Annotated in this window: 26 protein-coding genes; 2 read left to right on the forward strand and 24 right to left on the reverse strand. The window is 66.4% G+C overall.

Features of this window, described 5'->3' with window-relative positions; translation table 11 throughout:
- Positions 1–206 precede the first annotated feature (206 nt).
- Positions 207–1,094: a LysR family transcriptional regulator gene (locus NTD88_RS23435; RefSeq protein WP_262156343.1), complete on the forward strand. Its 888-nt coding sequence runs from the start codon at positions 207–209 to the stop codon at positions 1,092–1,094.
- A gap of 6 nt (positions 1,095–1,100) precedes the next feature.
- Here the strand turns inward: NTD88_RS23435 and NTD88_RS23440 are convergent, their stop codons facing one another.
- The 22 genes from NTD88_RS23440 to NTD88_RS23545 are packed head-to-tail and all read right to left on the reverse strand — an operon-like array spanning position 1,101 to position 19,996.
- A complete protein-coding gene (locus tag NTD88_RS23440; RefSeq protein WP_262128871.1) occupies positions 1,101–1,547 on the reverse strand; it encodes an excinuclease in 447 nt (148 codons plus the stop codon).
- A 16-nt stretch (positions 1,548–1,563) separates the two neighbouring features.
- A complete protein-coding gene (locus tag NTD88_RS23445) occupies positions 1,564–2,007 on the reverse strand; it encodes a hypothetical protein (RefSeq protein WP_262156342.1) in 444 nt (147 codons plus the stop codon).
- 28 nt (positions 2,008–2,035) lie between these two features.
- Positions 2,036–3,262: a beta-ketoacyl-ACP synthase gene (locus NTD88_RS23450; protein ID WP_262156341.1), complete on the reverse strand. Its 1,227-nt coding sequence runs from the start codon at positions 3,260–3,262 to the stop codon at positions 2,036–2,038.
- Positions 3,262–3,990, reverse strand: a complete 729-nt coding sequence (gene fabG, locus NTD88_RS23455) for a 3-oxoacyl-ACP reductase FabG (protein WP_262156340.1) — start codon at positions 3,988–3,990, stop codon at positions 3,262–3,264. The genes NTD88_RS23450 and fabG overlap by 1 nt, the downstream gene beginning before the upstream one ends.
- A complete protein-coding gene (locus tag NTD88_RS23460; RefSeq protein ID WP_095156307.1) occupies positions 3,987–4,454 on the reverse strand; it encodes a hotdog family protein in 468 nt (155 codons plus the stop codon). Before NTD88_RS23460 ends, fabG begins: the two co-directional genes overlap by 4 nt.
- Positions 4,451–5,650 (reverse strand): beta-ketoacyl-[acyl-carrier-protein] synthase family protein, encoded by a 1,200-nt coding sequence (locus tag NTD88_RS23465; protein WP_262156339.1) that lies wholly within the window; start codon positions 5,648–5,650, stop codon positions 4,451–4,453. The genes NTD88_RS23460 and NTD88_RS23465 overlap by 4 nt, the downstream gene beginning before the upstream one ends.
- A complete protein-coding gene (locus tag NTD88_RS23470) occupies positions 5,647–6,141 on the reverse strand; it encodes a hypothetical protein (RefSeq protein WP_262156338.1) in 495 nt (164 codons plus the stop codon). Before NTD88_RS23470 ends, NTD88_RS23465 begins: the two co-directional genes overlap by 4 nt.
- Positions 6,138–6,881 (reverse strand): class I SAM-dependent methyltransferase, encoded by a 744-nt coding sequence (locus NTD88_RS23475; RefSeq protein WP_262156337.1) that lies wholly within the window; start codon positions 6,879–6,881, stop codon positions 6,138–6,140. Before NTD88_RS23475 ends, NTD88_RS23470 begins: the two co-directional genes overlap by 4 nt.
- Positions 6,878–8,125: an NAD(P)/FAD-dependent oxidoreductase gene (locus tag NTD88_RS23480; protein ID WP_262156336.1), complete on the reverse strand. Its 1,248-nt coding sequence runs from the start codon at positions 8,123–8,125 to the stop codon at positions 6,878–6,880. Before NTD88_RS23480 ends, NTD88_RS23475 begins: the two co-directional genes overlap by 4 nt.
- The gene (locus NTD88_RS23485) at positions 8,112–9,272 is read right to left on the reverse strand and encodes a sodium:proton antiporter (RefSeq protein WP_262156335.1); all 1,161 of its coding nucleotides are present in this window, start codon (positions 9,270–9,272) and stop codon (positions 8,112–8,114) included. The genes NTD88_RS23480 and NTD88_RS23485 overlap by 14 nt, the downstream gene beginning before the upstream one ends.
- Positions 9,269–11,587, reverse strand: a complete 2,319-nt coding sequence (locus tag NTD88_RS23490) for an MMPL family transporter (protein WP_262156334.1) — start codon at positions 11,585–11,587, stop codon at positions 9,269–9,271. Before NTD88_RS23490 ends, NTD88_RS23485 begins: the two co-directional genes overlap by 4 nt.
- A complete protein-coding gene (locus NTD88_RS23495; RefSeq protein WP_095156301.1) occupies positions 11,577–12,176 on the reverse strand; it encodes an outer membrane lipoprotein carrier protein LolA in 600 nt (199 codons plus the stop codon). The genes NTD88_RS23490 and NTD88_RS23495 overlap by 11 nt, the downstream gene beginning before the upstream one ends.
- Positions 12,173–12,598, reverse strand: a complete 426-nt coding sequence (locus NTD88_RS23500) for an acyl-CoA thioesterase (RefSeq protein ID WP_095156300.1) — start codon at positions 12,596–12,598, stop codon at positions 12,173–12,175. The genes NTD88_RS23495 and NTD88_RS23500 overlap by 4 nt, the downstream gene beginning before the upstream one ends.
- Positions 12,591–14,135 carry a histidine ammonia-lyase gene (gene hutH, locus NTD88_RS23505; protein WP_262156333.1) on the reverse strand — a complete coding sequence of 515 codons (1,545 nt, stop codon included), beginning with the start codon at positions 14,133–14,135 and terminating at the stop codon, positions 12,591–12,593. Before hutH ends, NTD88_RS23500 begins: the two co-directional genes overlap by 8 nt.
- Positions 14,116–15,048, reverse strand: coding sequence for a glycosyl transferase (locus NTD88_RS23510; protein ID WP_262156332.1), 933 nt, complete (start codon positions 15,046–15,048; stop codon positions 14,116–14,118). The genes hutH and NTD88_RS23510 overlap by 20 nt, the downstream gene beginning before the upstream one ends.
- A complete protein-coding gene (locus NTD88_RS23515; RefSeq protein WP_095156297.1) occupies positions 15,045–15,779 on the reverse strand; it encodes a glycosyltransferase family 2 protein in 735 nt (244 codons plus the stop codon). The genes NTD88_RS23510 and NTD88_RS23515 overlap by 4 nt, the downstream gene beginning before the upstream one ends.
- On the reverse strand, positions 15,772–17,445 hold the full coding sequence (locus NTD88_RS23520) for an acyl-CoA synthetase family protein (protein ID WP_262156331.1): 1,674 nt from the start codon (positions 17,443–17,445) through the stop codon (positions 15,772–15,774). The genes NTD88_RS23515 and NTD88_RS23520 overlap by 8 nt, the downstream gene beginning before the upstream one ends.
- On the reverse strand, positions 17,442–17,987 hold the full coding sequence (locus NTD88_RS23525) for a hypothetical protein (protein WP_262156330.1): 546 nt from the start codon (positions 17,985–17,987) through the stop codon (positions 17,442–17,444). The genes NTD88_RS23520 and NTD88_RS23525 overlap by 4 nt, the downstream gene beginning before the upstream one ends.
- Positions 17,984–18,238: an acyl carrier protein gene (locus tag NTD88_RS23530; RefSeq protein ID WP_095156294.1), complete on the reverse strand. Its 255-nt coding sequence runs from the start codon at positions 18,236–18,238 to the stop codon at positions 17,984–17,986. The genes NTD88_RS23525 and NTD88_RS23530 overlap by 4 nt, the downstream gene beginning before the upstream one ends.
- A 9-nt stretch (positions 18,239–18,247) precedes the next feature.
- Positions 18,248–18,517 carry a phosphopantetheine-binding protein gene (locus tag NTD88_RS23535; protein ID WP_095156293.1) on the reverse strand — a complete coding sequence of 90 codons (270 nt, stop codon included), beginning with the start codon at positions 18,515–18,517 and terminating at the stop codon, positions 18,248–18,250.
- Positions 18,489–19,304 (reverse strand): lysophospholipid acyltransferase family protein, encoded by an 816-nt coding sequence (locus NTD88_RS23540; RefSeq protein WP_262156329.1) that lies wholly within the window; start codon positions 19,302–19,304, stop codon positions 18,489–18,491. The genes NTD88_RS23535 and NTD88_RS23540 overlap by 29 nt, the downstream gene beginning before the upstream one ends.
- The gene (locus NTD88_RS23545; protein ID WP_262156328.1) at positions 19,280–19,996 is read right to left on the reverse strand and encodes a beta-ketoacyl synthase chain length factor; all 717 of its coding nucleotides are present in this window, start codon (positions 19,994–19,996) and stop codon (positions 19,280–19,282) included. The genes NTD88_RS23540 and NTD88_RS23545 overlap by 25 nt, the downstream gene beginning before the upstream one ends.
- Before the next feature lie 318 nt (positions 19,997–20,314).
- Between NTD88_RS23545 and NTD88_RS23550 the strand changes: the two genes are divergently transcribed.
- Positions 20,315–21,088 (forward strand): ParA family protein, encoded by a 774-nt coding sequence (locus NTD88_RS23550; protein ID WP_175652732.1) that lies wholly within the window; start codon positions 20,315–20,317, stop codon positions 21,086–21,088.
- Positions 21,089–21,262: 174 nt separating this feature from the next.
- Here NTD88_RS23550 and selO read toward each other — a convergent pair whose 3' ends face one another.
- Together selO and mscK are read right to left on the reverse strand one after the other, a co-directional pair.
- A complete protein-coding gene (gene selO, locus NTD88_RS23555; protein ID WP_262156327.1) occupies positions 21,263–22,723 on the reverse strand; it encodes a protein adenylyltransferase SelO in 1,461 nt (486 codons plus the stop codon).
- 58 nt (positions 22,724–22,781) lie between these two features.
- The gene (gene mscK, locus NTD88_RS23560) at positions 22,782–26,123 is read right to left on the reverse strand and encodes a mechanosensitive channel MscK (RefSeq protein ID WP_262128888.1); all 3,342 of its coding nucleotides are present in this window, start codon (positions 26,121–26,123) and stop codon (positions 22,782–22,784) included.
- Positions 26,124–26,130: the final 7 nt, after the last annotated feature.

Raw genomic sequence — 26,130 nt, forward strand, 5'->3', positions numbered from 1 at the left:
ATCCAGATGTCTTGCAGCGTGGCGGCCGCGTCGTTGAGCGGGGCGGGGGGAACTTCGTGGGCGTGTGGCGCGACAGCAGTTTTCACGGAAACCTCGGCGGGGTGCGGCCTCGGGGGCAACTGCAAAAAAGCATATAGCTGGCTAATGATCATTTCCAATATATTGTTCGACCTGTTTAAGAGGTTTTACGACCTATTGGAGTCCTTATGGAATTGCGCCACCTGCGTTACTTCATCGCTGTCGCCGAAGAGCTGCATTTTGGCCGGGCCGCGCAGGTGCTGGGGATATCCCAACCGCCGTTGAGCCAACAGATCCAGGCGCTGGAACAGGAGCTGGGCGCGCGGCTGTTCGAGCGCACCAACCGACGAGTGGAGCTGAGCGAGGCGGGCCGGCTGTTTCTCGAAGAGGCGCGCCAGGTGCTGGCGCAGGTGGACAAGGCCGCCGACGTGGCGCGCCGCGCGCAGTTGGGTGAGCTGGGTGAAATGAAGATCGGCTTCACCTCGTCGGCGCCGTTCAACTCCAGCATTCCCAAGGCGATCTACAGTTTCCGCCAGCGTTTTCCGGCGGTGCACTTGAACCTCAAGGAGATGAGCAGCCGCGACGTCGCCGATGCGTTGCTGGATGAAAGCATCGAGGTGGGGCTGATGCGGCCCTTGCCGCTGCCGGACAGTCTGATCGCCACCGAACTGTTCCGCGAGCCGCTGGTAGCGGTGCTCAATGCCGCCCATCCGCTGGCGCAGGGCAGCGAACAAGGCGTGCACTTGGCGGACCTGGCCCACGAACCTTTCGTATTTTTCCCCCGCAGTTATGGCAGCGGCCTGCATGCGCAGTTGCTCAGCCTGGCCCGGCAGGCCGGATTCAGCCCGCACTTTGCCCAGGAAGCCGGCGAGGTGATGACCATCATCGGGCTGGTGTCGGCGGGGTTGGGGGTGTCGGTGTTGCCGGCGTCGTTCCAGCGCATGCGGATCGACGGGGTGGTCTACCGCACGCTGCTGGATGCCGAGGCGGTGACCGCGGTGTGGCTGGTGCAGCGCCGGGAGCAGGCCTCGGCGATGGCCGGGGCCTTCGTCGAGCTGCTCACCCGCAAAGCGTGACCGTAATCAGTCGACGCGGGACAGGTCGCCCTTGATCGCGACACCGGCCATGACAGCACCCGCGTGGCATTCGTAGGTGGTGGCGTCTTTGCGCTCGTTCTTCTTGTAGTAGCTGGCGATGTTGGTCACGGCGTTGGCGTTCACCTTCTTCGCGGCGTCCTGCATGGTCAGCAGCGCCGATTGCAGGGCCCACTCGCAGGCGGCTTCGTCAGTCTTGTTGAAGGCGTTGGTCTTCTTGTTGGTGACTGCGCTCGGGCTCACCACGGTGACCTTGCCGCGTGGCTGCACGCCGGCCAGGTAGAACTTCACCGAACCGTCCAGCTTCTTCTCGGCGGTCATCTGCTGGACGACTTTCTCGAAGGGCAGGAACAGCGCGGTATCACGCGCCTGGCTCAGGCCTGGCAGGGCGCAGAGCAGCAGGGCGGTGGTGGCGGTCCAGGTTTTCAGACGCATCTATGTCTCTCCTTGATTAGTGAGCGGTGCTCGATTGTTGTTCACTGACGGCGCGCTGAACCATGCGGTCGGTTTCGATGCGTTTCAGCGCGCGCAGGATGCTTTTGTCCAGGTTCTTGACCCAGCGGTTGTAGTTGCGGTGGATCTTGCCGTCCCTGTAGTCCATCTCGCGGCTGTCGCGGTAGTCGATGCGATAGTTGCTGAGGCTGTAGGTGATATCGACGCGGGCGTAGAACGTGTTGCGTACCAGGATATCGGCCTGGATCACCTCGTCGCCGATGTTGCGCACGGTCCAGCCGCGCTCGGCGGCGCCGGTCAGGATGGCTTTCTTGATCTCTTCATGGCTGTAGGTGTGGCCGACCACCAGCAGTTCTTTCGGGGTCAGCAGGGGTTTGCTCGTGCAGCCGGCGAGGCCGATCAGAACCAGGCCCATCAGGGCCGCGCGAATGAGTGAAGACATTCCTTTCTCTCCAGGTGTTGTCAGGTGTTCAGGACCAGCGACGGAAAATCAGCGAGGTATTGACCCCGCCAAAGGCGAAATTGTTGCTCATGACATAACCATGGCTCATCGCGCGGAACTCGCCACACAGATAATCCAGTTCGCCACAGCGCGGGTCGACGGTTTCCAGGTTCAGGGTGTGCACATAACGGTCGCTGTTCATCATTTCGATGCTGAACCACGCCTCCAGTGCGCCGCAAGCGCCCAGGGTGTGACCGAGGAAGCTTTTCTGTGAGCTGATCGGCATTCGTGGGCCGAACAGGCTGGTGGTGGCCAGGGTTTCGGCGATGTCGCCCTGTTCGGTGGCAGTGCCGTGGCCGTTGACGTAGCCGATCGCCTCGGGCGCCAGCGCGGCATCTTCCAGGGCCAGTTCCATCGCCCGGCGCATGGTCACCTGTTCCGGGCGAGTGGTGTGCTGGCCGTCGGCGTTGCTGCCGAAGCCGACGATCTCGGCGTAGATGTGCGCGCCGCGCGCGAGGGCGTGTTCCAGCTCTTCCAGCACCAGCATGCCGGCGCCTTCGCCGATCACCAGGCCGTCACGACCGCTGTCGTACGGGCTCGGTGTGGTCTGCGGGGCGTCGTTTTTCAGGCTGGTGGCGTAGAGCGCGTCGAAGACCATGGCCTCGGTCGGGCACAGTTCCTCGGCGCCGCCGGCGAGCATCATCGGCAGGCGGCCGAACTTGATCGCCTCGTAGGCGTAGCCGATGCCCTGGCTGCCACTGGTGCAGGCGCTGGACGTCGGGATCAGGCGCCCGGTCAGGCCGAAGAAGATGCTGATATTGGCCGCCGTGGTGTGCGGCATCATGCGCACGTAGGAGTTGGCGTTGAGGCCCTCGGCCACCGAGTTGAGCAGCATGTTGCCGAACGCCTTGATGTCTTCGGTGCTACCGGTGGACGAGCCGCAGGCCACGCCCATGCGCCCGTCGCGGATCGATGGGTCGTCGAGCAGGCCGGCGTCGCGCAGCGCGTTCTGCGACGCCGCCACCGCCATCCGCGAGACGCGGCCCATGCTGCGCAACTGCTTGCGGGTCCAGTTGGCGGGGACGGCGAAATCATCCACCGGCCCGGCCAGGCGGGTGTTGAGTTCTTCGAAACGGTCCCACTCGTCCATGCGGCGGATGCCGCTGCGATTGGCGGCGAAGTTGGCGGCGATGGTCGGCCAGTCGCTGCCCAGTGAGGTGATACCGGCCATGCCGGTGACGACCACGCGTTTCATCAGCACAAGCCTCCGTTGACCGCCAGGACCTGGCGGGTGATGTAGGCGGCTTCCGCCGACATAAGGAAATTCACCGCGCCGGCGACTTCTTCCGGGGTGCCCATGCGCTGCGCCGGGATCATTTTCAGCAGTTCATCGACCGGCACGTGCTCGTCCAGCATCGCCGTGTCGATCAGCCCCGGCGCCACGCAGTTGACGGTGATACGGCGTTTGCCCAGCTCGATGGCGAGGGCCTTGGCGGCGCCGATCACGCCGGCCTTGGAAGCGCTGTAGTTGACTTGGCCGCGGTTGCCGATCAGCCCGGACACCGAGGTGATGCAGACGATGCGGCCCGGCGCGCGGCGGCGAATCATCGGCATCATCAGTGGGTGCAGGACGTTGTAGAAACCGTCGAGGTTGGTCCGCAGCACTTCGTCCCAGTCGTCCTCGGTCAGCGCCGGGAAGGCGCCGTCGCGGGTCAGTCCGGCATTGCACACCACACCGTAATAGGCGCCGTGGGTTTCCACGTCGTCGTTGAGAATGGCGGCGCAGGCGGCGCGGTCGGCGACGTCGAACTGCAGCACCCGGGCCTGCTGGCCAAGGGCGCGGACGTCCTCGGCGACGGCCTCGGCTTCGGCGCGGCCGCTGCGGCAGTGCAGAACCAGGTCGTGGCCGGCGCGGGCCAGGCGCAGGGCGATGGCCCGGCCGATGCCACGGCTGGAGCCGGTGACCAGGATGGTGTCAGTCATTGCGGGGACTCCTCGGAGCCCGCCTCGGCCAGGTACGTGGCGGCCTGTGGCGGGCGAAAAACGTTCAGGCGGGCCGTGGCGTAAATGCCAGGGCCGTGCAGATGGCACTCGAACACGCCCATGCCGTTCTCGTCTTCCAGCGAGCGTTGGGCGTGGATGCGCAGGTGCGAATCGGCGGGGAAATGCTCGACATCACATTGGAACTTGCGGGTGCCGAGCAAAAAGCCCAGTTCCACCGGCTTGCCCTGCTGGCGCGCGCGGCAGCCGGCGTAGGCGGCCACGGTCTGGGCCATCAGTTCGATGCCGACCCAGGCCGGCAGGCTGCCGTCCGGGCGATTGAACAGGCCGCCGGGGCGGACGGTGACGTGGGCGTGGATCTGCTCCTCGTCGAACGACTCGATCCCGTCGATGAGGATCATGTCGCCGGCATGGGGCAGCAGTTCGGCCAGTGGCCAGGCAATCATGGGGTGTCTCCGAGAATCAGGCTGACGTTGTTGCCACCGAAGGCGAACGAGTTGCTCATCAGGTGCCGGGGGCCTTGCAGCGGCAGGCGCTGGTCGCCACCGAGCAGGTTCAGCGGCGCCAGTTGCGGGTCGCGCGCGCCGTCCCAGACGTGCGGCGGCAAGCGGCCTTCGCGGTTGTCGGCGGCCAGCGCCAGCCAGCAGAACGCCGCTTCCAGCGCGCCGGCGGCGCCGAGGGTGTGGCCGGTCATGGGCTTGCTCGACGAGCAGGGCAGGCGCTCGCCGAACAGGGCGTTGACCGCCAGGCTCTCCATGGCGTCGTTGTGCCGGGTGGCGGTGCCGTGCAGGTTCAGGTAATCGATCCGCGTGGGTTCCAGGCGGGCATTTTCCAGCGCCTTGCGCATCGCCTGCAAGGCGCCGGCGCCTTCGGGGTCGGGCGCGGAAATATGGTGGGCGTCGGAGCTGGCGCCGGCGCCGAGCAGGGCGACGGTGGCGCCTGTCGGGTTGGCGTTGCGGGTCATCAGGAACACCGCCGCGCCTTCGCCGATATTGATGCCGTCACGGTTGACCGAGAACGGGTTGCAGCGTTGTGCGCTGACCGCCTCAAGGGCGCTGAAGCCGTTGAGGGTCAGCTTGCACAGGCTGTCGACGCCGCCGCAGATCACCGCGTCGCACAGGCCCAGGTCGAGCAGGCGGCGGGCGCTCATCAGGGCCCGGGCGCCGGAGGTGCAGGCGGTGGAAATGACATAGGCCGGCCCGCTCAATTCCAGCCAGTTGGCGAGGAAGGCGGCCGGTGCGCCGAGTTGCTGCTGGGCGTAGTCGTAGCTCGGCGGGAAATGCTGCTCGCGCAGGTGCTGGGCGATGCCCTGGCTGGCTTCCTCGATCCCGGAGGTGCTGGTGCCGAGCACCACGCCAACCCGCAGCGCACCAAAGCGCTCGATCGCCTCGCGCAGCGGCGCTTCGATCTGCAGGCACGCGGCGTACAGCAGTTGGTTGTTGCGGCTTTGCTGGTGCGCCAGATGCGCCGGCAGCACGGGCAGTTCGCCGGGCACCGCCGCTACCGGGATGCGCCGTCCGGCCACCCAGCCATCGGCCTCGCGCATGCCGGAGCAGTCACCGGCGAACAGGCCGCGGGCAACTTCAGCCTGATCGCGGCCAAGGGCACAGACCAGGCCCAGGGCATTCAGATAAGCGGTCATGGCGTGTTCTCGCGGGGCAGGGGGCTGACTAGATAACGCAGGCCCTGCCCAAGGTTCAAGGTGAAGTCGTCGGCTTGTCGATAGTCGACCCGCCAGCGCTCGCCCAGCCAGCGCTGGGTATCTTGCTGGCGCGCGGCGGGATAGAGGCGTTGCAGTTGATCGGCCGGGGTCAGGGCGAACAATAGCGCGGCGAACAATTCACGGGCGGCTGGGTTGGGCGGCAGCAGGCCGTCGGCCTGCCACGTGCCCTGGTCCAGCAATTGCCGGGCCTGGGGAATGCCCAGCAAATCCATCAATGACCAGCGCAGGCGCTGGTCTTCGCGCTGGATCACCAGCAACCAGTCCTGGCGTTCCCCGGCCTGTTCGCGCTGCACATGCAACTGCATCGGCAGCGCCAGTGGCGGCAACGGTTCGGGCAGCGGCGCGTTGCTGGCGCAGGCGCCGAGCAACAGGCAGATGCTCAGGACGAGAAACGGCAACAGGCGTTTCATGAGGCCGGCGCTTCCGGGTTCAGCGGTTTGCGCGCCACCACGTTGACCAGGGTTTCCTCACGCTGGCCAACGGGCGGCGGCTTGCGCAGGCCGGTGCGCTCCAGCAGGCCGAAGTCGCTGGAGCGGCTCCACCACAAGTACGGGTAGGAGACGTTGCGCGGGGTGAACGCGAAGCCCTGGTCGCGGAGCATCTGCAGGTACCCTTCGGCGCTCTTTTGCACATGCATCGGATGGCGGAACAGCCAGCGGATCACCCAGGTGTCGATATACGCCTCGGTGGACTCGGCGAACAGTAGGTAGCCACCGGGCTTGAGCACGCGCCAGAACTCGGCGAGGGCTTTTTCCTGTTCGACCAGGTGATGGAACGTCTGGTGGCAGAACAGGATATCGACGCTGGCGTCGGCGAATTGCAGCGCCGCGCAGTCACTGCCGCGCAGCTCCACGTCCAGGCCCAGGCGGCGGGCCTCGGCCTGGCTCAGTTCGAGGCTGTGCGGGTCGGCGTCGGTGCCTTGCAACTGGCCGGGCGCGAACACTTCGTTGAGGCGACGGAACGACCGGCCCTGGCCGCAGCCGACGTCCAGCAGCACCGGCGCCTTGGGCGGCTCTTGATCGAACAGCGTGCGCAGGTCGTTGATCGCCACCCGCAGCACATGGTGCTGCCAGGTGTGGCTGCGCAGGAACCAGAAGCCGAAGCGGGTTTCCTCGACGTACTTGTCGCTGAAGAACGGTTGCTCGCTCATGCCGCCGTCCTTGCGCAGACCTCGGCAAGCATGCGCAGGCGCCGCTTGGGTTCGCTGACGAAGGGGTTCTTCTGGTCCCAGGCGTAACCGGCGAGGATCGAGCTGATCATGGCGCGGATCTCGTCGGAGCTGCCCGGGTGGTAGATCACGTCCTGGAAGCCGCCGTTGTACCAGCCCTCGACATAGGCGCGGAAGGTGTCCACGCCGCGTTTCAGCGGGGTGGCGAACTCGCTTTCCCAGTCCACCGTTTCGCCCTGCAACTGACGGTGCAGCACGGCCGCGGCCATGCTCGCCGAACGCATGGCGATGGTCACCCCAGAGGAGAACACCGGGTCGAGGAATTCGGCGGCGTTGCCCAGCAGGGCGAAGCCTTTGCCGTGCAGCGTCTTGACGTTGGCCGAGTAGCCGCCGATGGTCCGCGCCGGGGTGTCCCAGACGGCGTTGGCCAGCACTTTGGACAGGCTCGGGGTCTGCGCGACGAAGCCTTTCAGGCAGTCATCCAGGTCGCTCGGCGCATTGGCGAAATGCTCGGCGGCGGCGACCACGCCGAGGGAGCAGCGACCGTCGCTGAACGGGATGGTCCAGAACCAGATGTCGCGGTGCTCGGGGTGGGTGGTGATGAGGATCTTCTCGCGGTCGAAGCCTGGGTGGTCGATGCGGTCTTCGATATGGGTGAACACCGCCTGGCGCACCGGGAAGCTGGACGGCGCTTCGAGGTCCAACAGGCGCGGCAGCACGCGGCCGTAGCCGCTGGCATCGAGGACGAACTGCGCCTCGACGCGGTACTCGCTGCCGTCCAGGCGCCGGACGCTCAGGTGCGGCTGCTCGCGTTCGAAGTCCGCGGCGATGATTTCTTCTTCGTAGCGGATCTCGACGCCTTGCAGGGCGGCCTGGTCGGCCAGCAACTGGTCGAAGCGCGCGCGTTGCACCTGGAAGGTGGTCGGCTTGCCGCGAGAGAAGGTCTGGCCGAAATCGAAGGCACTGTACTCGTCGCCCCAGGCGAAGGCCGCGCCATTCTTGCGCTGGAACCCGGCCGCTTCGAGGGCGTCGAGCATGCCGGCTTCCTCGACGAAATCGAGGCAGTGCGACAGCAGGCTTTCGCCGATGGAGAAACGCGGGAAACGCTGGCGCTCGATGATCAGCACGTCATGGCCGTGGCGCTTGAGCAGGGCGGCGGCGATCGCGCCGGACGGGCCGGCGCCGATGATCAGGACCTGGCGTTGTTGCAGTTCAGTGTTCGGCATAAGGCCTCCTTGCCGTCGGGATAGTCTTGAGAGGAATGCGGTGCAGCCCGGCGATGGCGGGCATGAGTGTGGCGACCAGGCTCATCAGCATCAGCGCGAAGTACAGCGCCGGGCTGATCAACTGCTGTTGTAGGAGCAGGTTGAGAAAGACGATTTCGCTGAGGCCGCGAATGTTCAGCAGCAGGGTTTCCCGCCACTTGCTCGCGCCCTCGAACGAAGGTCCCGCCCAGCCCAGGCCGAGCCAGTTGCCCAGCAGTTTGCTGACGATCGGCAGCAAGAGCAGGGCGGCCAGATGTACCGCATTGAAGCCCTGCAGGACGTGATGGATGTCAATCTGGATGATGCCGAAGGTGAGGATCAGCGGAATCGCCACGCCGTTCTGCAGGCGCTTGATCCACCGCGCCGGCAACGGCATGCGCAGCGGCAATTTGAGCCAGGCCAGGCAGCACAGGTAACCGATGCCGAAGATCAGCGCGTTGAGGCGGTAGTGCTCGGCGATGAACAGCAGGGCCAGGAACAGCAGCCCGTAGAACCCGGGCCGACGCAGGCCGAGGGCGTACAGCGGCAACGGCAGGCAGGCGCCGAGCAGCGGCAGGATCAGGCTCAGCGGTTGCAGGCTGCCCTTGCCCAGGCCGAACAGCAGCCAGCAGACCACGTCGATCATGATCGCCGCCTGCATCAGCCGGCGCGTGGCGGCGGGCGGGTAGTCGATATTGCTCAGGTACAGGTACAGCACCGGAATGGCGGTGATGGCGAAGACCAGGCCGAGGGCGAGCGAAGTCAGCCATGGCTGCTCGGGCAGCAGCCACGCGCCGCAGGCCAGGCCGCAGGCGAAAGGCACGAGGAAACTGGGCAGGGCGATCTTCAGGCTCTGCCGGTCGAATTTCAGCTCCACCACATCCGAGAGGATGTGCCCCAGCAGCAGGGCGAAGCTCATGCCGTAGAGGGTTTTCAGCCAGCCGGGCGCGACCAGTTCCGCGCCGCTGAGCTGCCAGTTCGGCTCGACCCAGAACAGCATCAGCAGCGGCAGGCCGAGGGTCGCCAGCAGCAACTGGCTGACGATGCTGATCAGGCCCAGGCGCCGGCCAATCTCGCTGGCGATCAGGAATAGCAACAGGGCCAGGGCCCAGAACAGCAGAATGGTCATGCCGACGTCTCCCTGTGGCGGCTGGCGGCCCAAGGGGCCAATACGAAACTGAAGGCCAGGCCGAGGCTCACGGCCAGGCCGAAATTGCTCACCGCCGGCGTGCTCGACACCGCCAGCAGGCCGAACGACAGCCAGGTGGTGGTGGCCGCCAGCAGGGTGCCGAGCAGGCTGACGGCGCTGCCGCCGATGTGCTCGTGCATGAGGATCGAGTAATCGACGCTGATGGCGGTGACCAGCAACAGGCCGAACAGGCTGAACAGGGTCAGCGGCTGGCCCAGCCAGCCGAGGCTGGCCAGGCTGCACAGCGCCGCCAGCAGCGGCAGGGCGACGATGCGCAGGGCGCCGCCGAAGCCGAACGGCAGAATCAGCAGCAGGGCGATCAGCACGCAAGACAACAGCTTCAACTCGGCGGCGCTGATCTGGGTCGCGGCGAACAGGCGGTTGAGGTCGCCGAGGCGGTCCACCAGTTGCACGCCATCGAGGTCCACGACTTGCTCGCGCAGTAGGGCCGGATCGCTCAGGCCCTGAAGGCTGACGATGGCCGCCACGCCCTGGTCGTCGGCACCCAGCCAGAGCGGACGCCAGGCTTCGCCCAGCGGACCGGCCAGGACCTGATCGATATCCAGCGTCGGCAGGGCTTGCAGGTTTTTCAGTTCGTTTTCCAGCGTGGCGGGCGGCACGCCGACGTCCAGCAGCGGCTGCCAGTGTTCGGGCAGGCGGGCCAGCGCGTCGCGCACCTGTTGCTGATCGGCGGGGCTGGCGATGGCCTGGCTGAGCGCCATGTAACCCTTCAGCGTGCCGGCCTGGACTTGTTGATCGAGGCGCGTGCCCAGTGCCTGCAAGCGCGACAGCAACTGGCTCTGGTCAGCGCCGCGCACCAGATAGAACTGGCTGGTGGGCTGGTAGCCGGTGATGCGCGCGACGTCCTTGGCCTCTTCAAGCAGGCGCGGCGAACTGCCGACCCACTGGCGGATGTCGTTGCGGGTGTCCAGGTGCCACAGGCCGCCGAGGCAGAACAGCAGCAACACGCCGAGCAGGGCCGGGCTCGGCACCCGGCGCAGAAGTGCTTCGCGCAGGTTGACCAGCGCGGTGGCGAGGGTCAGCGGCCATTGCGCCGGTTGCAGCTCGACGCCTTTGAGCAGCGCCGGCAGCAGGCACACCGCGCTCAGGTAGGCGCCGATCAGGCCGGCGGCGGAAAAGGCGGCAATCTGGGTCAGCGCCGGGAACGGCGTGAATGCCAGCGCCAGGTAGCCGATGCAACTGGTGGCCAGGCTCAGGCTCATGCCCGGCAGGGTCAGGCGCACCGCGGGCCAACTGTGCCAGGGGCGCAGGCTCCAGCTTTTCGACAGGTAGTGCAGCGGGTAATCCACCGCCACGCCGATCAGGCTGGAGCCGAGGACGAGGGTCATCACATGCATCTGGCCGAACAGGGCGACGCAGGCGGTGGCGCCGAACAGCATGCCCACCAGCACCGGGACGAAGGCCAGCAGCGCCCGTGGCCGACGGAACGCCAGCAGCAACAGCAGAATGATGCCCAGCGTGGCGCCGCCACCGACCCAGGTCATTTCGCGCTGCGCCTGCTGCTGGCCGTCGGCGGCGTAGAGCAGGCCGCTGGCGGCGATCAGCCGGGCGCCGTGCTGGTCGGCGAGGTGGCGACCGTCGGCGAGCAGCCCGGCCACCTGCAACGGCAGTTGCATGTCGAAGGCGTTGCCTTGGGTGCGGGCACGCAGCAACACCCAGTGCTGGCCGTCGGCCTCGGCGATCAGGCTGCCGCTGGCGGTATCGAACTGGACCGCCGCCGGGCGCGGCTGGCTGTTCTGGATACGCCCGGTCAGGCCGAGCCAGTCGTCCTGGCTCGGCACCAGACTGAAGCCGGAAAAGGGGTCGAACAGGCTTTGCACGCGCTGTTGGATAAAGGTCTGGGGCGCTTCCACCAGCGTGCGCCGGTCCGCCGCCGCGAGCATCGCCAGACGGCCTTGCAGCAATTGCGCACGCAGCGCGGCGAGGTCGGTCTGCAAGCTCCACTGAACCTTTTCGAACAGGCCGCTGGCCTGCCATTGCTCGCCCAATTGCGCGGCGAGGGCGATGGCTTTATCGCGTTCGGGGTGACCGACCAGCACCAGCATTTCGCGGTTCAGCGGCTCCTGCATGCGCTGCTCGGCGCGTTTGACCAGCGGGTCTTCGGTGGCACCGGGGACCAGGCTCATCAGGTCGGCGGACAGCGGCGCGCCGCGATGCCACTGCCAGCCCGCCAGCAACAGGACGGTGCAGAGGATCAGCAGAAACAGTCGCGGCAGCAGGCGCTCAGTCGACAAGGTCGTGGCGCTCCGCGTCGGTCAGGCTGGCGCTGGCGCTCGAGGGCATGCGCAGCACCGTGCTGTCGCCCTGAGTCTCCTGCAACTGGATGCGCTCGACGTAGCGGCCGCCGTCGATGTCGATCTGGTTGAAGATCTGCTTGATCAGCAGCGACTTCGGCACCAGCCGCAATTGCCAGTGCTGCGCGTCGCCTTGCAGGCTCAGCTCGAAATCCCGCTCCAGGCCGCTGCTGTCGCCTTGCAGCACGGCGAAGAACAGCTTGTTCTGCTCGGTGCCGGCGGTGCGCGTCGGCAGCATTTGCCAGCCGGACGCATCGCGGCGGGCGATGCCCTTGGCGTTGAGCCGGTAATCCTGTTGCAGCGGCGTTTGCAGCAGCCACAGCAGGCCGTGGTCGCGGGCCAGGACGAAGCGGCCCTTGCTCAGCAGCGGCTGGGGCAGGGCGCGCAGGTGTTTTTCCTGGATGAACTCGCCCTTGATCACTTCCGGCGCGCTCAATTGCGTGCGCAGGTCGTTCAGGTCGAACGCCTGGGCCAGCGCACTGGCGGTCAGCAGGCCGAGGCAGAGCAGGCTTCGCAGCAGCGGCTTCATGACAGCACCTTGTTCACGGCGTCCAGCATCACTTGGGGCGAGGCCAGTTGCATCTCGCGGCTTTCGATATGCACCGCGACCTGCACCGAGCTGGCGCGGGTCATGCGCTCGCCGGTGGCGGCGTCGCTGATCAGGTAGTTGATCTTCAGCCGGTTTTCCCACTCCACCAGGCTGGCGCGCACGTTCAGGCGCTGGCCGAACACCGCGCCGCGCACGTAGCGCAGTTGCAGGTCGATCACCGGCCAGGCGTAGCCCGAGGCGAGCATCTGCTGGTAGTTGTGGCCGAGGTGGTCGAGCAGGGCGCAGCGCGCCACTTCCAGGTATTTGACGTAATGCCCGTGCCAGACCACCAGCATGCTGTCGACGTCGAAGAACGGCACCAGCACTTCGGTGTCGACGTGCAGGACTCCCTGACTACGCATGCAGCCTCCAGTGTTGTGCGGCGATGCGTTGCAGGCACAGGCGCAGGTCACTTTCCAGCGCGCGGTCCTCGGTCACCGGGGCGAAGTCGCCGAGCAGTTGGTCGTGCATCGCCGCCAACGCGGGCGGCAGGTCGCGGGCATCGGCTTCGCGACCGCGCAGCCAGACACCCTGGTTGGCCGCCAGCAGGGTCGCGGCGGCGACCTGTTCGGTCAGTTCCAGCACCCGCAGCGCGTCGCGGGCGGCGATGGTGCCCATGCTCACCTTGTCCTGGTTATGGCACTCGGTGGAGCGCGAGAACACGCTGGCCGGCATGGTGTTTTTCAGGGCCTCGGCGGTCCAGGCGCTGGCGCCGATCTGCACGGCCTTGAAGCCGTGGTTGAGCATGGCGCGCTCGGCGCTGGCGCCGGACAGGTTGCTCGGCAGGCCGTGGTTGTAGCGCACGTCCACCAGCAGGGCGAGCTGGCGGTCGAGCAGGTCGGCGACGTTGGCCACCAGGTTTTTCAGGCTGTCCATGGCGAAGGCGATGTGCCCGCCATAGAAGTGCCCGCCGTGCAGGACGCGCTCGGCTTCGGCGTCGATGATCGGGTTGTCGTTGGCGCTGTTCAGTTCGGTTTCGATAAAGCCGCGCAGCCAGCCCAGCGAGTCGGCCAGTACGCCCAGCACATGCGGCGCGCAGCGCAGCGAGTAGCGGTCTTGCAGGCGGTGCAGCGGCGCGGTCGGCGCGTCGATGGCGAGGTCCTGGCGAATCCAGGCGGCCACCTGCATCTGGCCCGGGTGCGGCTTGGCGGCGAACAGGCGCTCGTCGAAGTGCTCCGGGTTGCCTTGCAGGGCGACCACGTTGAGCGCGGTGATGCGGGTCGCCAGCTTGAGCAGGTAGTCGGCGCGGGCGAAGGCCTGGCAGGCCAGGCCGGTCATCACCGCGGTGCCGTTCATCAGCGCCAGGGCTTCTTTCGGCCGCAGCACCAGCGGTTCCCAGCCCAGCTCGCGGTGCACGTCCGCGGCCAGGCGGCGCTCGCCGCGGAACAGCACTTCGCGCTCGCCGGAGAGCGTCGCGGCGACATACGACAGCGGCGTCAGGTCGCCGCTGGCGCCTACCGAGCCTTCTTCCGGGATCAGCGGCAGGATGTCGTGGGCGAGAAACGCCTGCAGGCGTTCCAGCAGTTCGATGCGCACCCCGGACACGCCGTGGCACAGCGACTGCAAGCGGGCGGCGAGCACGGCGCGGGTCGCCGGGGCGTCCAGCAGGCGGCCCAGTCCGCAGCCATGGAACGTGTAGAGGTGGCGTGGCAGCGCCTCGACGTGTTCCAGCGGCACGGCCACCACGCAGGAGTCGCCGTAGCCGGTGGTCACGCCGTAGATCACGCCTTCCTTGTCCAGCAGGGTGTCGAGGAACTGCGCGCCACGGGCGATCCGCGCGCGGTAGTCGGCGTCGGCCTGCAGGCGCGATTCGGCCTGGCGCTGGCTCACGGCCTGGATGTCTTCGATTGAAAGCGGCGACTCGCCGAACGTTACAGGCTCATGCGGATGCATCGTCATCAGTCTTCCAGAAAGGGTAGAAGTTGAACCATTGCCGAGGCGCTTGCAGGCAATAGTGGCCAAGGCGGTCGGCGTAGCGTCCGGCCCAGTCGGCGATCACTTGATCGCGCTGGCCACGGCGCCATTCGATGGCCGGGGCGAAGGGTTCGAGGATCACTTGGTAACGGTCATCGCGCTTCAGGCAGAAGAACAGGTTCGTCTGGCATTTGAGCAGGCCGGCCAGCAGCCATGGGCCTTGCGGGAAGGGCGCCGGATGGCCGAGGAAATCCACCGTGACGGTGCGCCCGCCATGCAGCGGCACGCGGTCGCCGGCAATCGCCAGCCACTCGCCGCGCTCCAGGCGCTGGCTCAATTGCAGCATGATCGCCGGGTCCAGCTCGCTGACCTGGATCAGCCGCAGGTTGGTCGCCCCGGCTTCGCCCAGCAGGCGGTTGAAGCGCTCGGCGTGCTTGGTGTGGACCAGCACGTTCATGGTCACCTGTTCGCCCAGTTCGGCGAGCGCCCGGCACACTTCGAGATTGCCCAGGTGCGCGCCCACCAGCATCTGCCCGCGCTCGGCGCGCAACTGGCTGCGCAGGTTGCCGGGATCAACGATCTCGATCTGCTCCAGGCCGAGGCGGCCGTTCCATACGTCCAGCTTGTCCAGCAGTGCATCGGCGAAGGCCATGAACTGGCCGAACACCCGGCGATGGCTGGGCCGCAGTTCTGGCTGGCCGCTCCACTGCGCCAGGTGCTGCTGGTATTGCCAGGCGCTGTGGCGGGCGCGGCGGCCGAACAGGAAGAAGTACAGGACGATGCCGTAGAGGATCGGGCTGAGCAGGCGCCGGCCCAGCAGCTTGACGCCGAAGGCAGTGAGTTTCATCAGCAGGAAGCTGCCGCGTTCTTCGTGGGCGGCCCAGTGTCGTTCGCTCATGCCCGCCACCGCCGCCAGAGAATGACCGGCGCGCGCAGGAGCATGCCGAAGAACAGCTTGGTGTGCATTTTCGAGATCAGCGCGTTGTCGTGGAACAGGCGGAAATGCGAGAGGCCGTCTTGCGGGTAATGGACCTTGGTCGGCAACCAGCGCATCGGCTGGTTGCGCCACACCAGGCGGACGAGGATTTCCGGGTCGAAGTCCATGCGCCGACCAAGGCTGACCGCGTTGATCAGGGCCAGCACCGGCGGCAGCGGATAGACGCGAAAGCCGCACATCGAATCGGGAATGCGCAGCGACAGGCTGTTGATCCACACCCACACGTGGGTCAGGTAGCGCGCGTACAAGCGGCCTTTCGGCACGCTTTCGTCGTACTGCGGATAGCCACAGATCAGCGCCTCGGGATGGGCGCGGGACTGTTCGAGAAAGTGGCTGACATCGGCCAGGTCGTGCTGGCCGTCGGCGTCCACCTGCAGGGCGTGACTGAAGCCCAGCCGCGCCGCTTCACGCAGGCCGGCCATGACCGCGCCGCCCTTGCCCTGATTGACGGTCAGGCTGACCAGAAACACCTGATCCTGCTCGGCGAGCTGTTGCAGCACGCGGGCGCAGGCCGGGCTGCTGGCGTCGTCCACCAGCACGCAGGGCAGGCCGGCGGCGCGCAAGTCGGCGACCACCGCCGGCACCGCGCCTTCGTGGTTGTAGACCGGGATCACCGCGCAGGGCTTATGCATCGCTGGCCTCCAGCAGGATCCGGCCGCTGGAGCACGGCGCGCCCGCGTTGCTGTAGGCGAAGTAGAGTTTGCCGCGTTCGGCGTCGAAACGCAGGGTCAGCAGCAGACGGTCGCCGGGGCGCACCAGTTGCTGGAACTTCAGCACTTCCATCCCGGCGAAGTGCCGTGGCCGGTCCAGCAGCGCCTGGCCGAGGGCGATGGCCCAGTCGACCTGGACCACGCCGGGCAGCACCGGGGTCTGCGGGAAATGGCCGTTGAAGTACACCAGGTCGCCGGAGATCGCCAGGTGCAGGTGGGTTTCGTCGCCCTGCTGCTCTTGCGACAGCACGTCCGGCCCGTGTGGCCGCGGCGCTTGCAACAGTGCATCGACCGTGGCCTGGGGCAGCTTGCCCTGGGCGGTGTAGGGCAGTTGTCGCAGCAGTCGCCAGCGGCGCGGCAGGGCCAGGGCTTCGCAGTGCGGGACGAGGTGCGCACGCAGGGTTTCGGTGACGGTGCGCCGGCCTTGGTTGCGCAAGGCGTGCAGGCCGGCGGCGCTGAGTTGCACCAGCGCGCCGAGGAAGGCCCGGCGTTCCTGGATCATGCCCAGGCGGGTGTCTTCGACCCATGGGTGTTCCAGCAGCGCCTGTTCCAGGGTCGGCAGGGCGATACGTTTTTCTTCCAGCTTGACGATGCGGTCCAGCCGGCCAAGCAGGCGGAAGCGCCCGTGCTCGTCGAACGACACGGCGTCGGCGCTCTGTTCCACATGACCTTCGGGCAGGTAGGGCGACGCGATGCGCAGCGCGCCTTCGTCGCTCTGGCTCAGGTGGATCCCGGCGAAGGGCTGCCACAGGCTGTCGTCCTGGCGCCAGGCGATCCCGCCGGTTTCCGAGCTGCCGAGGATTTCCGTCGGCCGTTGCCCGAGGCGTTCCTGCAAGGCCTGCGCGGCGCTGGCGGTGAGTTCGCCACCGGAGGAAAACACCCGGCGCACCGGGCTCAGCGCCGGCCAGTCGAGGTTGTCGCCCATGCGCTTGAGCAGCGCCGGGCTGGCGACCCAGGCGAACGCCGGGTGCTCGCGGCTGGCGCGTTGCAGGTCTTCGGGGAACGGCAGTTGCCGGCGCACGAACGGGCGACCGGCGCACAGCGGCCAGAGCACGCGGAACAGCAAACCGTAGATGTGCTGGGTGGCGACGCTGCCGATGATGCAGGCCGGGCCGAGGTCGGCGCCCCAGAGGTCTTCCAGCACCCGCACTTCGGCGGCCAGTTGGCGCAGTTGCTTGTCGATGCGCTTGGGTTCGCCGCTGGAGCCGGAGGTGCACAGGCTGACATGGCAGTCGCGCAGGTCCAGTTCGGCCGGCGCCAGCGGGGTGTCGAACAGCGATTGCGGGCTGTGGTCCTGCTCGCTGATCCACAGGTCGACCTGTTCGGCCCAGCGTTGGCGGGTTTGCGCTTGCAAGTCCGCCGGCAGCAAGACCCGGACCCCGGCGCGCCAGGCGCCGAGCAAGGCCACGGCGAGTTGCGCGGCGTCTTCAAGGTGCACGGCGACCTGGCGAATGCTCCGGCGTTGCAGGCCCGCGGCCAGTTGCAGGGCGTGTCCGGCCAGGTCGGCGTGATCCAGCGCCGGGGCGAAGGTGACTGGCCGCGCGGCGTCAGCCGGCAGCAACAGTCGCTCAAGGTTGATCCATTTCATGAGCGTCCTCGCACACGTTGTCTTATCAGCCATTCAATGGCGAACAGCAGGCCCATCAAGCCGTAGGCGATCAGGCCGTTGTACAGGGTCCACCAGCTCAGCGGCGCCCACAGGGTCAGCGCCGCGGCGACCAGGCCGTTGACCAGGAAGAAGCCGCTCCACACCCAGGTCACCCGGCGGGTGTAACGGATGGCGATGTCCGGAAGCTGCGGGTCGGTCAGGCGCGCCAGGCGCTCGACGATCGGCGGCCCGAATTTCAGGCTCAGGCCGAACAGCGCGAGCATGAACGCGCTGACCAGCACCGGGTACCAGCGCAGCAGCGCCGGGTCGTCCAGCACCGCCAGCAGCACGCAGAAACCGATCGCCACCAGGGCCATCCAGCGCCCGCCCTGGTTGTTCGGCTGGGTCAGCGCCCGCGCCAGCCACAGCCCGCCCAACAGCAGGCCGAACTGCCACGGCGCGAAATGCTCCATGCCGAAATGCACCGCGAACGGATAAAGCAGACCGGCCAGGACCAGCCCGAGGCCGATCAGGCGCTTCATGCTTCCTGGGCGACCAGGCGGTACACGGCTTCGACCACGTCGTTGACGGTGCGCACGGCCTTGAACTCTTCGGCGGCGATTTTCTTGCCGGTCTGGCGCTTGATGTGGTCGATCAGGTCGACGGCGTCGATGCTGTCGATTTCCAGGTCCTGGTACAGGTTGGCGTCCAGGGTGATGCGCGCGGCGTCCAGTTCGAACAGTTCGACCAGCGCGTCGCGCAGGATGTTGAAGATGTCTTCGCGAGTTTGCATGGTGCGGTCTCAGGCTGCCTGTTTGGCGGTGACGAAAGCCGCAAGGCTGGCCACGCTGGTGAAATGGTTGCGGGTGTCCTTGGCGTCGGCGTCGATCTTGATGCCATAGCGCTTCTGGATGGCCAGGCCCAGTTCGAGGGCGTCGACCGAATCCAGGCCGAGGCCTTCGCCGAACAGCGTCTGGTCGTCGCCGATGTCTGCGGCGCTGATGTCTTCCAGGCCGAGGGCCTCGATGATCAACAGCTTGATGTCATTGTTCAGGTGGGTTGGATCGCTCATCTTCGGCGAGCTCCTTGATGAAGTACTGGTGCAGATGGTCGTTGAGTTTGCGCGAGGCCTGGGGTGCCGGGCCTTGGCTGGCGAAATCCTGGATAGTGATATCGGCGCCGACGTGCAGGCTGAAGTGCACCCGGCGCGGCGGTATCCGGTACCAGGGCTCGGCCTTGGTCAGGGTGCTGGGGTTGACCCGGATGGTGACCGGGGTAATGAAATGCGCACCGCGCAGGGCGATGGCCGCGGCGCCACGGTGGAAGGCCGGGGCCTGGCCGGGCACGGTGCGGGTGCCTTCGGGGAAGATGATCAGCGTCTGGCCGCTTTGCAGGGCGCCGACCGCGGCGTCGAGCATGTCCATGCTGCCGTCGTTGCTGATGTACTGCGCCGAGGACACCGGGCCGCGGGTGCACGGGTTCTGGAACAGGCTCTGCTTGACCACGCAGTTGGCCTGGCGCACCAGGCCGATGAGGAACACCACGTCGATCAGCGACGGGTGGTTGGCGATGATCATCTGGCCGGGGCGGCCGAGCTTTTCCGCGCCGCTGACTTCATAGGTGAGCACGCCGCAGGCGGCCATGAACCGGATGAATCGCCAGAACAGCCAGCTTATGGTGTGGCGCGCGCGTTGCCGGTGGCGGACGCTGTCACCGGGCAGGCAGGCCAGCAGCGGAAACACCAGCAAGCGCAGGCACATCCCGCCGAGGCCGAACAGCAGGAAGCTGATGGCCGTGGCGACGAGGCGCCAGAGGTAGGCGTCCTTCGGACGGCTCAGGCCTTGCGTTGCCAGTTCCATGTGCGGCCCTTCAGCGAGTGTTGGAAAGCGGACTGGTCATCGAGCCGGCTGCGCAGCCAGCTCAAGGCGTGAGGTTCGGCGACGCCGGCGCTGCCCGATGGCGGGGCCAGGGACAGGCTCCAGTCGTCGCCCGGGGTCAGCAGCAGGCCGACGGCGTAGGCGAACGGCACATCGGTGATCCACGGGCGATAGGCTTCGGGCGGTGTTTCTTCGGCCACGATCAGCAGCACGGCGGGCGCGCCGTCGTGCAGCAGCCCGGCGGCTTCCAGCACGCCCTGCTCGAAACCGTCGTCGGCTGCGGCGATGGCGCTCATCTCGCTGCGTTCGCCGCGCAGGATCGACCACAGGCCGATCACCGCGTTGTGCACCGACAGGCTGAACTGGGTGGGCGACAGTGGTTCGCCGTTGGCGAGGTCGCTGAGGATTTCGAAGGTGCGGGGTGTCTCGCCATGGCGGGAGACGAAGACCAGCGGCAGGTCGTCCAGACCCTCGGCCAACGGCCAGCCCACGGCGAACGCCATGCGTGCCAGGCGGCTGAGGCGACGGCGCTGCATGGCCGGCAGGAACGACACGTCCGGCGCTTGCACGCCGTCATCGGCGATGCTGGCGCCCTGGCTCCATTGCTGCCAGTCGCCCACCGTTTGAAGGCCCGGCGCCCAAGCGCGCCACTGGCTGATATTGAAATTGATCACGGTGTTGATTCTCGCCCTGAGGGACTTCCTTGCCGAGGGGGGACTCGGGGCAACGGCCAGCAGGGGCGACACTATCGCCGAGTGCCGCGCATTATCCGGGTGCAGTGGGCTCGTAGCAAACAAACTGTCAAATAAAATGGCTTGACTGGGACCGTCAGACCCAAGCTTGCCCGTGGTATTCCCGGGCGCGGGGCTTTCCCGACAGGCGGTGGTATCGGGTTGTCGGTCGGCTACCCCGATTCTTGAGCGTCACAGCGCTGGTCAAGTCGGTGGCGGAATCACATACTCGGACATTCCCTGATACACGGAGGTCTTTCCATGCGGCGCGTGGTGTTCAATCAGAAAGGTGGCGTGGGCAAGTCCAGCATCGCCTGCAATCTCGCGGCGGTGAGTGCCAATGAAGGCTATCGGACCCTGCTGATCGACCTGGATGCCCAGGCCAACTCCACCCAGTACCTCACCGGCCTCACCGGCGAGGACATTCCCATGGGGATTGCCGACTTCTTCAAGCAGACCCTGTCTTCCGGGCCGTTTGCCAAGAAGAACAAGGTCGATATCTACGAAACGCCGTTCGACAACCTGCACGTGGTTACCGCTACCGCGGAGCTGGCCGACTTGCAGCCCAAGCTTGAGGCCAAGCACAAGATCAACAAGCTGCGTAAGTTGCTCGATGAGCTGGCCGAGGATTACGACCGGATCTACCTGGATACCCCGCCTGCGCTGAACTTCTACGCGGTGTCCGCGCTGATTGCTGCTGATCGCGTGTTGATTCCCTTCGACTGCGACAGCTTCTCGCGTCAGGCGCTGTATGGGCTGCTGGCGGAAATCGAAGAGCTGAAGGAAGACCACAACGAAGACCTGCAGGTCGAGGGGATCGTGGTCAACCAGTTCCAGCCCCGTGCGAGCCTGCCGCAGCAGATGCTTGATGAGCTGCTGGCCGAGGGCTTGCCGGTGTTGCCGGTGTACCTCAACAGCTCGGTGAAGATGCGTGAGTCACATGAGGCCAATCTGCCGCTGATTCACCTTGAGCCGCGGCATAAGCTGACTCAGCAGTTTGTTGAGTTGCATTCGTTGCTTGAGGAGAACGCTTGAGAGCTTTTTTGTCCTGAAGCTCGATCGCGAGCGAGCTCGCTCCTACAGGATTCTGAGCTGGTGTGACCTGTAGGAGCGAGCTTGCTCGCGATTTGCGGATGGCGCAGGTGCGCAGGTTTGTAGGGGCGAGCTTGCCGGGGCGCCGAACCGTCGCGATGTGCGGTCGGCGCTAGCTCAGGAAGAACAACTGATCTCCAGATGCTTGCCCCACTCCGGCGGCCGCTCGGCATAGGCTTCCATCCCCGGTTGTTCCTCGAACGGCCGGGTCAGCACTTCATGCAGCCGCCGCACTTCCGAGAAATCCCCGCCCTGCGCCGCTTCGATGGCGCGCTGCGCCAGGTAGTTGCGCAGGATGTACAGCGGGTTCACGGCATGCATGCGCTCGCGACGCCCGCTGGCGTTATCGGGTTCCCGCGCCACGCGGGCCAGGTAATCCGCCGACCAGCCATCAAAGCCCGCCAAATCAATGAAATCATCCCGCACCACGTTCAGCGCCTGTTCCACCGGCTGGTCACCCAGCTTGCGGAAGAACAGCGTGTAATCCACCGCGCCGGGCTGCATCAGGCTCAGCAGGCGCTGGATCAGCACCTTGTCGTCATCCTCGGCGGTGGTCAGGCCGAGGCGGCGGCGCATCAGGTCGAGGTAGTGCGCTTCGTACAGCGGCAGGAACAGCCCAAGGCTTTCCTGCAGCGCCTCGACGCTGATGAACGGCGTCAGCGCCTGGGCCAGCGCGCTGAGGTTCCAGTGGGCGACCGGCACCTGGTTGCTGTAGCTGTAGCGGCCCTGGTCGTCGGAGTGGTTGCAGATGAAGCCGGCGTCGAAATCATCGAGGAAGGCGAACGGACCGAAGTCGAAGGTGATGCCGAGGATCGACATGTTGTCGGTGTTCATCACGCCATGGCAGAAGCCGTAGGCCTGCCACTTGGCGGTCAGTTCCGCGTTGCGCTCGACGATGGTGCGGAACATCGCCAGGTAAGGCTCGTCGGCGTCGCGGCATTCCGGGAAGTGCAGGTTCAGCACGTGCTCGGCGAGGATGCGCTGCTGCTCTGGCTGGCGGGTGTAGTAGAAGTATTCGAAGTGGCCGAAGCGGATATGGCTTGGCGCCATGCGCAGCAGCATGGCCGCGCTTTCCTTGGTTTCGCGCCACACCGGGGTGCTCGAACCGATCACGCACAAGGCCCGGCTGCTGGGAATGCCCAGCGCGAACAGCGCTTCGGAGGCGAGGAACTCGCGGATGGAGGAGCGCAGCACCGCGCGGCCGTCGCCCATACGCGACCAGGGCGTCTGGCCGGCGCCTTTGAGGTGCAGGTCCCAGGTGTCGCCGGCGTCGTTGCGCACTTCACCGAGCAACAGCCCGCGCCCGTCACCCAGGCGCGGGTTATAGGAGCCGAACTGGTGGCCGGAATACACCATCGCCCGCGGCTCGGCTTCGGACCACAGCTTGTGGCCGCTGAATATTTCGGCGAAGACGGGGGAATGGGCCTCGGTGGGTTCGAGGTCGAGCAGGGCCATGGCGGCCTCGCTGACGACCACCAATTGCGGGTCGTCCAGCGGCTCGGGCAGCACCGAGGTAGAGAACGCATCACCCAGGCGGGCGAAGCGATTGTCGAAGGTCAGTTCGTCGAGGGCTTTCAACGGCCATCTCCTTGGGAAAACCTGAGCATTCTGCAAGGGTATGGCCGTTGGCGTCCAGTCAGGCGGGCTTGTTGTCCGCCGCGCCGTCGTGGTTTTCCGGTGGCGGCAGGATGGTTTTCTCCTTGGCTTCGGTCGGGACCAGCTTGTACTCCTGGCCTTGGGTGTTCTTCAGGTAGATCTCCATCTGGCGGAACGAGATGTTGATGTGCTGCCGCTTGAACTCCTTGTTGATGTAGCGGTTGATCTCGTCCAGCACCGGGTTGCGGTCGCCGAGGTCACGCACGTGCATGCGCAGTTCGTGGTCCAGGGTGCTTTCGCCGAAGTTGAGGAAGTAGACGATCGGCGCCGGCTCCTTGAGCACCCGCGGGTTTTCATTGGCCGCCTGCAACAGCAGGGTGCGCACCAGGTCCAGGTCCGAACCGTAGTCGACGCCGAGCTTGAGGGTTACCCGGGTGACCGTGTCGGTCAGCGACCAGTTGATCAACTGGCCGGTGATGAAGGTCTTGTTCGGGACGATGATGTCCTTGCGGTCGAAGTCGGTGATGGTGGTGGCGCGGATGCGGATCTTGCTCACCGTGCCCGACAGGTTGCCGATGGTGATGGTGTCGCCGATCCGTACCGGGCGCTCGAACAGGATCATGATGCCGGAGATGAAGTTGGCGAAGATCTCCTGCATGCCGAAGCCCAGGCCCACCGACAGCGCGGCCACCAGCCATTGCAGTTTGTCCCAGCTCACGCCGAGGGCCGACAGGGTCGAGACGAAACCAACCCCGGCAATCACGTAGGAGAGCAGGGTGGTGGTGGCGTAGGCGCTGCCTTGCGCCAGGTTCAGGCGTGACAGCACCAGCACTTCCAGCAGCCCCGGCAGGTTGCCGGCCAGGGCGATGGTGATGCCGATGATCACCAGGGCGCCGATCAGGTCGCCGAGGCTGATCGGCACCATGCTCATGCTCGCGCCGGTGCCGCTGGTGTATTCGTACAGGGTGATGTTGTCGAGGTACGCGAACACGCTGATCAGGTCGGCCCAGACCCAGTACAGCGCGGCGAGGAAGCCACCGAGCAGGGCCAGGCGGATCAGGCGCAGGGACTGCTGGTTGACCTGTTCGATGTCCAGGGTCGGCTCTTCCACCACCACTTCGCCGTCCAGGCCTTCCTTGACCGCCTGGCGCTTGCTCAGCGCCCGTTGGTAGGCCAGGCGCCGCGCCGCCACGGCGAGACCGCGGACGAAGGCGGCTTCGATCACCAGCCAGAACATCAGCAGGTACAGGGTGTCGATCAGCCGGTCGGTGAGTTTCAGCGCGGTGTAGTAGTAGCCGAAGCACACGGCGACGAACAGCGCGATCGGCAGTGCGGTGAACGCCACGCCCACGGCCTTGCGGAACAGCGAGGTGTTGCGGTGGGTCGGGCTGCTCAGCAGCAGGCGGCTGAGCAGCCAGGCCATCAGCGCGTAGCAGGTCAGTACGACGCCGATGCCCAGCACGTCATCGGCCAGCGCCGACGGCTGGTGCTCGGCCACCGCCACCACGCCGACCAGGGCCAGGACCACGGTGCCGAGGCGGCGAATCCAGCTACGCAGGAACTCGACCTGCGGTTTTTCCCAGCGGAAATGCAGCTCGGCGACGCCGCCCGGGGCCAGCACCCGATAGGCGGTGTAGAACACCAGCCAGGCCTGGGCGATCTGCCAGAGCGCGGCGCCGAGGTTGGCGTTCTGGCCGCGGGCGTCGATCTGCAGGGCATAGCCGCACAGCGCCAGGAACAGGCTGACCGGCAGCGCCAGGAGAATGTTGATCAGGATGGCCTGGGGCGTATGCCACTGGCTGTCGCGCTTGAAGTGGCCGACGTCGCCGTGGACCTTGCTCAGTTGCTGATACAGGTATTTGCGCCGCCAGAGCAGCGCGCCGATCAGCAGCAGCAACGGCAGGAACAGCAGCGGGCGTTGCAGCAGGCCGTCGGCCAGCTCGTTGATTCCGGCGCCCCACGGCAGGCTCACCACCTGTTTTTGCAGGCGCTCGGGGACGCTGCGCAGCCATTCCAGGTCCAGCGGCTTGTTGCTGGGAATCCAGAACATCTGTTCGTCGAGGGTGGCGCGCAGGTTCTGCGCGGTGCTCAGCAGTTGCTTCTGGTTCAGTTGCAGGGTGATGGATTCGTTGAGCAGCGCGCTCAGTTCGCGGTTCAGCCGTTCCAGCAGGTCGGAGCGGGTGATCGCGACTTCCAGCAGGGCCTTGCGCAGGTTCGGCGTGACCTGTTCGGCCGGCTGGTTTTCCAGCAGTTTGTCGACGTACTGGCTCGGCGTGCTGATCTGTTCGCGCTGCTGGTTGACCTCGAACTGGTAGAGGCGGATGTCGGCGATCTGGTCGGCCAGGTCGCGGTCGAGCTTGAGGTGCGGCAGCGCCTGCTTCTGTTTGTAGAGGATCTTCGACAGCAGCAGGCTGCCCTTGAGCACGCTGATCTGCTCGTCGAGGGCCTGGTCGGCCTGGGTCAGGCTGTCCAGTTGCTGCTTGGCCTGGAGGTTCTGCTGGGTCAGCTCGTTGAGGCGGTCGGTGCTGCGCAGCAGGTAGTCGGAGAGCTTCAGGTTGGCGGCGCTTTCCGTCGCCAGCAGCGTGCTGCCGCCGGCCTTCTGCGCCTCGATCGATTGTTCGGTGACGGTCTGCTGCGACTGGGCCAGGCGCTTCTCGTTGATCAGCGTCTGCAGGTCCTGGATTTCCTGCTCCATGCGCGCGGCGCGTTCGATCAGCAGGTCGTGCTGGCTGTTGCCGAGGTCTTGCAGCAGGCTGTTGCCGGCCAGTTCCTGGCGGCGCAGCAGGGTCAGGGCATTGAGCGAAGCCAGCTCGGCATTGAGTTGGTTGCGCTGGTCGGCGGAGAGGGCCTTGCCGCCGTCCTTGCCGAGCTTGAGGCTGGTGTTGATCTGCTGGCTGCGGGTCTGGTTGTTGCTGATCTCGGCCTGGGCGCGCTCGGGGCGGGTCTGGGAATTGATGATCAGGCTGTTGGCTTCGGACAGCGCCTTTTGCAGTTCACCTTGCTCGGTGGTGCGCTCGGAGAGCACCTGTTCCAGCTGCGGCACGCTCATCGCGGCGTAGCGCTGGGCCACCGGCACCGACTTGCTGGCCAGCAGCCTGGCCAGTTCGCGCTGGTTCTCGGCGGTCTGCTTCGGCGCGTCGGCCAGTTGCTGCTTGAGCGCGGTCAGGCGCTTGTCGTAGTCGTCCTTGCTGGCCAGAAGCGACAGGGTCTGTTCGAGCACCTGTTGCAGCGCTTTCTGGTCGGCCTCCGGCAGTTTGCGCTCGGCGATCTTGTCGAGGCTGTGCTGGACGCTGGCGGTGGTGGGTGGCTCCGCCGCGAAGGCGAAGGAGAGAGACAGGCACAGCCCGAGCAGGGCCGCGCAGGACAGTGTGCGCAGGGACATAGGCAGA

The organism is Pseudomonas sp. 20P_3.2_Bac5 (assembly GCF_025466035.1).
Lineage (GTDB): Bacteria > Pseudomonadota > Gammaproteobacteria > Pseudomonadales > Pseudomonadaceae > Aquipseudomonas.

Bases quoted from the DNA above. Each gene is read 5' to 3' on its own strand.
- NTD88_RS23435 (WP_262156343.1), top strand. From the start codon at position 207: ATGGAATTGCGCCACCTGCGTTACTTCATCGCTGTCGCCGAAGAGCTG.
- NTD88_RS23440 (WP_262128871.1), bottom strand. From the start codon at position 1,547: ATGCGTCTGAAAACCTGGACCGCCACCACCGCCCTGCTGCTCTGCGCC.
- NTD88_RS23445 (WP_262156342.1), bottom strand. From the start codon at position 2,007: ATGTCTTCACTCATTCGCGCGGCCCTGATGGGCCTGGTTCTGATCGGC.
- NTD88_RS23450 (WP_262156341.1), bottom strand. From the start codon at position 3,262: ATGAAACGCGTGGTCGTCACCGGCATGGCCGGTATCACCTCACTGGGC.
- fabG (WP_262156340.1), bottom strand. From the start codon at position 3,990: ATGACTGACACCATCCTGGTCACCGGCTCCAGCCGTGGCATCGGCCGG.
- NTD88_RS23460 (WP_095156307.1), bottom strand. From the start codon at position 4,454: ATGATTGCCTGGCCACTGGCCGAACTGCTGCCCCATGCCGGCGACATG.
- NTD88_RS23465 (WP_262156339.1), bottom strand. From the start codon at position 5,650: ATGACCGCTTATCTGAATGCCCTGGGCCTGGTCTGTGCCCTTGGCCGC.
- NTD88_RS23470 (WP_262156338.1), bottom strand. From the start codon at position 6,141: ATGAAACGCCTGTTGCCGTTTCTCGTCCTGAGCATCTGCCTGTTGCTC.
- NTD88_RS23475 (WP_262156337.1), bottom strand. From the start codon at position 6,881: ATGAGCGAGCAACCGTTCTTCAGCGACAAGTACGTCGAGGAAACCCGC.
- NTD88_RS23480 (WP_262156336.1), bottom strand. From the start codon at position 8,125: ATGCCGAACACTGAACTGCAACAACGCCAGGTCCTGATCATCGGCGCC.
- NTD88_RS23485 (WP_262156335.1), bottom strand. From the start codon at position 9,272: ATGACCATTCTGCTGTTCTGGGCCCTGGCCCTGTTGCTATTCCTGATC.
- NTD88_RS23495 (WP_095156301.1), bottom strand. From the start codon at position 12,176: ATGAAGCCGCTGCTGCGAAGCCTGCTCTGCCTCGGCCTGCTGACCGCC.
- NTD88_RS23500 (WP_095156300.1), bottom strand. From the start codon at position 12,598: ATGCGTAGTCAGGGAGTCCTGCACGTCGACACCGAAGTGCTGGTGCCG.
- hutH (WP_262156333.1), bottom strand. From the start codon at position 14,135: ATGACGATGCATCCGCATGAGCCTGTAACGTTCGGCGAGTCGCCGCTT.
- NTD88_RS23510 (WP_262156332.1), bottom strand. From the start codon at position 15,048: ATGAGCGAACGACACTGGGCCGCCCACGAAGAACGCGGCAGCTTCCTG.
- NTD88_RS23515 (WP_095156297.1), bottom strand. From the start codon at position 15,779: ATGCATAAGCCCTGCGCGGTGATCCCGGTCTACAACCACGAAGGCGCG.
- NTD88_RS23520 (WP_262156331.1), bottom strand. From the start codon at position 17,445: ATGAAATGGATCAACCTTGAGCGACTGTTGCTGCCGGCTGACGCCGCG.
- NTD88_RS23525 (WP_262156330.1), bottom strand. From the start codon at position 17,987: ATGAAGCGCCTGATCGGCCTCGGGCTGGTCCTGGCCGGTCTGCTTTAT.
- NTD88_RS23530 (WP_095156294.1), bottom strand. From the start codon at position 18,238: ATGCAAACTCGCGAAGACATCTTCAACATCCTGCGCGACGCGCTGGTC.
- NTD88_RS23535 (WP_095156293.1), bottom strand. From the start codon at position 18,517: ATGAGCGATCCAACCCACCTGAACAATGACATCAAGCTGTTGATCATC.
- NTD88_RS23540 (WP_262156329.1), bottom strand. From the start codon at position 19,304: ATGGAACTGGCAACGCAAGGCCTGAGCCGTCCGAAGGACGCCTACCTC.
- NTD88_RS23550 (WP_175652732.1), top strand. From the start codon at position 20,315: ATGCGGCGCGTGGTGTTCAATCAGAAAGGTGGCGTGGGCAAGTCCAGC.
- mscK (WP_262128888.1), bottom strand. From the start codon at position 26,123: ATGTCCCTGCGCACACTGTCCTGCGCGGCCCTGCTCGGGCTGTGCCTG.